Origin of the sequence: Protofrankia sp. CiP1_Cm_nod2, from assembly GCF_920664355.1 — a bacterium.
GTDB lineage: Bacteria > Actinomycetota > Actinomycetes > Frankiales > Frankiaceae > Protofrankia.
This window is the reverse complement of the sequence record NZ_CAKKTL010000038.1, coordinates 25,736-31,602: the sequence shown is the minus strand read 5'-3', so window position 1 is coordinate 31,602 and position 5,867 is coordinate 25,736. Positions and strand designations below refer to the sequence as shown.

The following is a 5,867-nucleotide window of genomic DNA, read 5'->3' as shown; positions in this document are numbered from 1 at the left end:
CCCCCGCCGCGGGCCCGCTGGCCGCGGCCGCCCCTGTGGGCTGCCCCACTCCGGCCGGCACGACCGGCACAGCCGCCGCGGCCGACGTGCCGGGCGAGTACCCGTGAGCCACGTCGACGAGCGCGACGGAGCAGGCGGGTGTCGCCGTGTCAAGAGCGATGAGCAGCACGTCCGCCAGCCTAGCCGGTCACCAACCGCAAGATCGCCCCTTGATCCCTCACAGCCAGCCCGGCTCCGGCCGGTGCGGCCGGGCCGGCGAAGCCGGTGGAGTTGACGAAGCCGGTGGAGTTGGTGGAGCCGGCGGGCTCACGGTTGTCTGCGCTGATGATGGCAATGGCACCAACAACGACAGGCGCCGCGGCCAGTCCCCGCCGCTGCCGAGCAGACGGATCACGCGCCGCCCCCCGGCATCGGGCACCCCGCCCGTACCGGCGACGCCGGTGGCTTCCGCCCGGCCGGCGGTATCCACGCTGCCACCGGCATCCGCACCGGTGGGGGCGTCGCTGACGGAGGCGTCCGCGCCGGCGGGAACACCCACGCTGGCGCCGATATCCGTGCTGATATAGGTGCCCGTGGCGGGAGCCGCCGGCGCCGCGTCCTCGGGACGGGCGATCTCCACCCGCAGATGTGTGCCGGCCAGCCCCTCCACCAGGCCCGAGCCCCATTCGACCACGGTCACGGACTGCTCGACATCGGCGTCGAGATCGATGTCCTCGACCTCGGCGAGCCCGCCCAGGCGGTAGGCGTCCACATGCACCAGGGGCACCCGGCCGCCCGGGTGTACCCGGGCGATCACGAAGGTCGGGGAGGTGACCGCCCCGGCAACGCCCAGGCCCACGGCAACGCCCTGGACAAAAACGGTCTTGCCGGCGCCGAGCGGCCCGGCCAGGATCACGAGGTCGCCCGCGCGCAGCACGGCGGCCAGCTGCCTGCCCGCCTCGCGGGTACTGTCGGCGTCCGCGGCCTCGACCACCAGACCGCCATCCTCGGCTCTGATCGCAACGCTGGCGCGAAGGGACTCACCAGTGCGCAGCCAAGGGGGCAGTGGTGTATCCGGGCCACTCACAACGTCCACCTCACGAGATCACGTTCATACCTGTCGCACGCACGCCGTCACGTGCAGGCCGTCACGTGCAGGCCGTCACGTGCAGGCCGTCACGTGCACGCCCGCGGGCCACAACTTCGTCCCCACGGATGCTGTGGGTGCCGCCCGCCGCCCGCGTCCTGCCGGTTTCGTTCGTTCCCATTACACACAGACATCAACATCAGGGCTGGTCAGGACCGCCTGGACGACGTCGCTGTCGTGCCCACGGGCGTCCGCCGCGGAGCGCTCATGCGTGGATGTCGTCTATGCCGTGCTCCCGAGGGGCGGGCACGACCGGGTTGTCCGGGGGTGGCCGATGGGCCCTCGCCCGCTGGACGAGGGTACGTAATGCCGCGTTGACCTCGTCCGGACGCTCCAGCGGGACGCTGTGGCCGGCGCCGGGTACGACCACCAGATCCGCCTCGGGGAGCGCCGCGGCGAGCGTGCGGCTGTGCTCCACCGGGGTCATCACGTCGGCGTCACCGACGAGGATCAGTGTCGGCGTCGCCACCAGCACCGCCGCGGCAAGCAGCTTGTCATAAGAGATCAGCGCGGGCAGGAAGGCCGCGACCACGTGCAGTGGCGTGGCGGCTATCGTCTTCTCCAGGAACGACACCACGGCCGGCTCCACCTCGTTCGAGCCGAAGCCGATCCGGCGGGTGATGACCCAGGCGAGGTCACCGCCATGGCGGCGTCCCCGTTCCAGCAGCGACGGAGCGTAGCGCATACCGATCGCGAGGCCGGGCAGGCAGGCCCGCAGTGCCAGCGTGGCCGTCGCGGGCAGACCGAAGGTGACCGTCGCCAGGCCGCCGGCGCTGGTCGACACGAGCGCGACCCCGACGATCCGGTCCTCGAACAGCTCCGGATGGGCGTCGGCCAACGCGAGGATCGTCATCCCGCCCATCGAGTGCCCGACGAGCAGCACCGGGCCGGTCGGCACCACCTCGCCGAGCACCCGGTACAGATCGTCACCAAGCTGCTCGATCGTGCACCCCGCGAGATCCGAGGGGCCCGAGGCACCATGCGCCCGCTGGTCGTAGAACACCAGCCGGCCGCAGCCGGCCAGGTCCCGGCGCTGGAACGTCCAGCAGTCGAGGCTGACGCAGAAGCCGTGGACGAACACGAGGGTGAGCGGCGCGTCGGCGTCACCGACGATCTCCACATGTAACGGCACCCCGTCGGAGGTGATCACCGTGGCCGGCCGCCCGCCGACCGGGTCGACCGGGTCGACCGGGTCCTTCTCGGCCGCGCCGGCCCGCTCGGCACGGATGCGTGCCAGCCGCCGTTCCGCCGCCGTACCTATGACGGCCGCCGTGACCAGGCCCGTGACCCCCGCCGCACGCACTGCCCGCGTCCGGGTGACGGCACGGCTCGCCCGGACGACACCGCCGCCGATGCCGAGGAACCGGCCGGCCATCATGGCCCGCGCGGCGCCGCCCGCACCGTCCGCTCCTACATCCTCTGTTGCCTGGGACGTGCTCATGACGGAAGCCGTCCTGACGCTGACGGGCCGGCGCCGGGAAGACCCGGACCGGACGAACCGGCGCCGAACGAACCAGCGCTGGACGAACCGGCGTCAGACTGACTGACAGCGGGCGGCGGGCTGCCGGTCACCCCGGGAGCGGGCCGGCCGGTGTCCGGCATGCCCGCGCCCCACCGACCGGTGTCCCGCGGCCCGCCGGAGGCGTTCAGGTGAATGCGGGGCACCCGGGCGCCAATCCTGGTGACGATCTCGTAGCTGATCGTGTCGAGAGCGTCCGCCCAGTCCTGCGCGGTGGGCTCGCCGTGCTCCCCGGGCCCGAACAGGATCACCTGGTCGCCGGCCTGGACCGGATCATCGCCGACGTCGACCACGAACTGGTCCATGCAGACGGTTCCGGCTATCCGCCGGCGCCGGCCCGCGAGCAGCACCTCGGCGGTGTTGCCGGCCGCCCGCGGGACGCCGTCGGCGTACCCGAGCGGCACCAGCCCAAGGGTCGACGCCGTGGCGGTGGTGTACCGGTGGGCATAGGACACGCCGCTGCCCGCCGGCACCCGTTTGGCCAGCGCGAGCCGGGCGGTCAACGTCATGGCCGGCCGCAGGCCCAGGGCCGCGGGCGGACCGACCTGCGGCCCCGGTGACAGCCCGTACACGGATATCCCCGGACGCACCATGTCGAAATGGGCGTCCGGGCTGACCAGGGTCGCCGCCGAATTGGCCAGATGACGCACCTGCGGACGCAGACCGGCCTTCTCGGCGATGGTGACCGCGTCGGTGAAACGCCCGATCTGGCCGCGGACGGTCGGATGGCCGGGCGAGTCGGCGAAGGCCAGATGGCTCCACACGCCGGTCACCTCGATCAGGTCCTCGGCGACCAGCGCCGCCGCCGCGTCGCACAGGGACGGCCAGTCCGCCTCGGTGGCGCCGCTCCGGCCCAGGCCGGTGTCGGCCTTGAGGTGGACGCGGGCTCGCCGGCCGGTGTGCCGGGCAGCCTCGGCGATCTCCGCCAGCATCCAGGGAGCCGACGCGGAGAGGTCGATGTCGGCGGCGAGCGCGTCAGCGAGCGGTTCCCCCGGGGCGGTGAGCCAGGCGAAGACCGGGACGCTGCAGCCGGCGGCGCGCAGCGCGAGCCCTTCTTCGATGACGGCGACCCCGAGCCAGCTCGCGCCCGCCTCCACGGCGGCACGCGCGCACGCGGACATCCCGTGCCCGTAGCCGTCGCTCTTCACCACCGCCATGGTCGCGGCGTTCCCGGCGCGGGCGACCAGGGCTGCCACCGACTCACGGACCGCGTCCAGGTCCACGATGGCACAGGCGCGCAAGCCTTCACTCTGCGTTGTCATCCGGAGCCTTCCTGACCTGTCCGGCCAGTTGTGCCGACCCGTGTCGGGATGTCGCGGCGCGCCGCACCTCGACGGTAACAAGATCTTCCGAGTCGCCGGTGCTCCGGCAGGAGACCCTGAGATCATCTCACCTCACCTCGTCGCGGCCGGTGGGCCGTGGCGTGTTGCGACGCTCGGGCCCGGCGGCTGGGCCCGGTGCCGGCCACCGGGCTCGTCGTCGGTAGCCCCGGCCGGGTGGCCGGAATGCCAGCGCCGGGATGTCGATGACAGCACAGCCGACGGCACCGTGCCGAGGCCACCGGCCGGGGCTGTGGACAACTGCCGGCTCGCTGCTGGTTATCCACAGATACGCCGCGAGGCTGGCGCGCCAGGGACGCGGAGCGCACCGTCGAGGCACGCCCTGGGCGGCTCGCCCAGGCGGCAACGGACAGCACGAGCGCTTTTCCACACCCGGGATCCCCGCCGGCCACCGGCTGCCCTCCGGCGCTCCGGCTGCCGGTCCGATACGCCACAGGAACCGGGCCACGAAGTCGCGGCAACCGGAATTCACTGATCACCAACAGGAGGGATCATGCGACGGACAGGACGGCGGGCAGGAGAAGCCACGGCCGTCGACGCCGACGGCCGGCCGTCACCGCGTCCGGCGCTGCCGCAGCAGCGCGGGCAGGTCGGACGCCGCCAGCGGATGGCCCGCGCGCGCGGCCGCTCGGCCGTGCAGGTGGGCGCCCACGCTGCCAGCGTCCAGCGCGTCGCTGCCGCCGGCGAGCAACGAGCCGCACAGGCCGGTCAGGACGTCCCCGCTGCCGGCCGTGGCAAGCCATGGCGTGCCCGTGGTGTTCACCCGCGCCCGCCCGTCCCGGTCGACGACCAGGGTGCGGCTGCCCTTCAGCAGGACGGTCACGCCGAGTTCGGCGGCGCAGCGGCGCACCACCGCGAGCCGGTCCGCGGCCAGTTCGCCCACGGTCGTCTCCGCGTCCCAGCCGAGTGCCGCCGCGAGCCGGACGAACTCGCCTTCGTGCGGTGTGAGCAGGGCCGGCGCGGCGCGCTTCCGCAGCGCGCGGGCGCTGCGGGCATCCTGGGCCAACACGCCCAGAGCGCCGGCGTCGAGCAGCACGGGAACGTCGGTGGCCAGCAGGGCGGCCACTATCCGGGCGGTGTGTCCGTCCGCGGGCAGCCCCGGGCCGACGGCCCATGCCTGTACCCGTCCGGCCGCGAGGACGGCGTCGGCGTCACCGGGGCCGATCTCGGTGACCACCGCTTCGGGATGCGCCCGGCGCACGTGGTCGGCGGCCACCCTGGTGCTCACCACCCGCAGGTAGCCCGCGGCCGCGCGCAGCGCCCCGCCGGTGGCGAGCACGGCCGCGCCCGGGTAGCTGTCGCTGCCCGCGACCAGGCCGAGCACCCCGCGGGTGTACTTGGAGTCCGTCGGCACGGGGACGGGCCGGAGGCGGTCCGCGTCGGCGTCGTCCAGCGCGACAAGGTCCGCGGCCGGGAGAGTGAGGCCGATGTCGACCAGCTCCACCTCGCCCGCGTGCTCCGCCCCGGCCCCGACCAGCAGGCCAGGCTTGTAGGTGCCGAAGGTCACCGTGCTGCTCGCGCGGACCGCCGGGCCGACCACCGCCCCGGTGTCGCTGTCCACCCCGCTCGGGACGTCCACGGCGACGGTCCGTTCCCGGGGGGCGCGTACCGCCAGCCGGGCGTGCCCGGGCCGCAGGCCGCCTCTGCCACCGATGCCGAGCAGGCCGTCGAGGACGAGGTCGGCCGCTGCGAGCAGCCGCGCGGCCGTGTCGTCACCGGCCGGCGTCCCAGGTCCTGGTGGCTGCTCGTCAGCCGCTTCTGGCCCGGGCAGCGTGTGCAGGCGGCCGCCCGCGGCGAGCAGCGCCGCCGTCCCGGCGGAATGTGTCCGGCCCGGGGCGAGCGCGTCCACCCGGGCGCCCCGGGCGGCCAGCCGCGCGCCCGT

Annotated in this window: 3 protein-coding genes and 1 pseudogene; all 4 read right to left on the bottom strand. The window is 74.2% G+C overall.

Annotation, left to right across the window (positions count from 1 at the left end; genetic code table 11):
* Positions 1–601: 601 nt before the first annotated feature.
* A pseudogene (gene tsaE, locus NBW84_RS06520) lies at positions 602–976 on the bottom strand (tRNA (adenosine(37)-N6)-threonylcarbamoyltransferase complex ATPase subunit type 1 TsaE); the annotation flags it as partial.
* A gap of 355 nt (positions 977–1,331) precedes the next feature.
* Positions 1,332–2,567, bottom strand: coding sequence for an alpha/beta fold hydrolase (locus tag NBW84_RS06515; RefSeq protein WP_250282639.1), 1,236 nt, complete (start codon positions 2,565–2,567; stop codon positions 1,332–1,334).
* Positions 2,564–3,907, bottom strand: coding sequence for an alanine racemase (alr, locus tag NBW84_RS06510; RefSeq protein WP_445548540.1), 1,344 nt, complete (start codon positions 3,905–3,907; stop codon positions 2,564–2,566). The genes NBW84_RS06515 and alr overlap by 4 nt, the downstream gene beginning before the upstream one ends.
* Before the next feature lie 631 nt (positions 3,908–4,538).
* The coding region (locus NBW84_RS06505) for an NAD(P)H-hydrate dehydratase (protein WP_250282638.1) at positions 4,539–5,867 on the bottom strand (1,329 nt) is incomplete at its 5' end.

Coding starts and splice junctions, on each gene's coding strand:
- alr (WP_445548540.1), bottom strand. CDS start 3,907: ATGACAACGCAGAGTGAAGGCTTGCGCGCCTGTGCCATCGTGGACCTG.
- NBW84_RS06515 (WP_250282639.1), bottom strand. CDS start 2,567: ATGAGCACGTCCCAGGCAACAGAGGATGTAGGAGCGGACGGTGCGGGC.